At 66.8% G+C, this 1,137-nt stretch carries 1 protein-coding gene; it reads right to left on the minus strand.

Translation table 11 applies throughout. The annotated features are described in order from the left end of the window. On the minus strand, positions 1 to 1,127 hold a 1,127-nt coding region (locus ACIPIA_RS16750; protein ID WP_400511102.1), incomplete at its 3' end, for a pyridoxal phosphate-dependent aminotransferase. Between the last annotated feature and the right edge of the window lie 10 nt (positions 1,128 to 1,137).

Below are 1,137 nucleotides of genomic sequence, written 5' to 3' on the forward strand. Positions count from 1 at the left end.
GCCTCCTCGCATTCGGACAGCGACCCCGCGAAGGAGAGACGCACGGTGCGCGCGCCCCGCGCCTCGTCGAAATCGAGCCCGGGCGTGATCGCGACGCCGGCCTGCTCGAGTACGGAGCGGCAGAAAGCCATGGAATCGTTCGAGTATCGGCCGATGTCGAGATAGATGTAGAAGGCGCCATCCACCGGCAGGAAGTCGCCGAGGCCGATCTCCGGAAGCGCCTTGAGCAGGAAGGCGCGGTTCGCCGCATAGCCGGCCTTGATGGCCTCGCATTCCTCGGTCGCGTCGAAAGCGGCCTCTCCGGCGACCTGGCTGAGATAGGGCACCGAGATCGAGAAGTTCTGCTGCAGCCGCTCGATCGTGCGGACCAGTCGTTCCGGCACGATGAGCCAGCCGACTCGCCACCCCGTCATGCAGTAGTATTTCGAGAAGGAGTTGACGATGATCGCGTTCGGATCGGCCGAGAGAGCCGTCGTGGCGGGCGCATCATATGTCAGCCCGTGATAGATTTCATCCGAGATGTACCAGAGCCCGAGCTTGCGGCAGCAGGCCGCGACTTCGGCGATCGCTTCCGGCGCCATGACCACACCGGTGGGATTGGCCGGACTCATGGTCAACACGCCGGCCAGCGGCTTCTCGCGATGCGCACGCTCGATCAGTTCGGGCGTCAACGCGAATCGCGTCTCCGGGCCGACCTCGATGGCGACCGGCTCGAGCCCGAGGGCGATCAGGATGTTGCGATAGGCGGGATAGCCCGGAGCGGTGATCGCGATCCGCGCGCCCGGCTGGAAACAGGCGAGGAAGGCCAGGATGAACCCACCGGACGAGCCCGTGGTCACGACGACCCGTTCGGCGGCGACCTCGACGCCATACGCCTGCTGATAATGACGGGCGATGCGGGCCCTGAGCGAATCCGTGCCGAGCGCCTGCGTATAACCGATGCGCCCGTCTTCCAGCGCGCGGGCTGCCGCGGCGCGGATCGAGGCCGGCGTCGGCGCCGAGGGCTGGCCGACCTCCATGTGCACCACCGAACCGCCGCGCTGCTCGATAGCGGCCGCCTGGTTCATCACATCCATGACGATGAAGGGGGCAACGCGTTCGGCCCGTTCCGCCAGGGCGGGAATGATCGGGGTCTTC

The organism is Allobosea sp. CER48 (assembly GCF_044752385.1).
Lineage (GTDB): Bacteria > Pseudomonadota > Alphaproteobacteria > Rhizobiales > Beijerinckiaceae > Allobosea.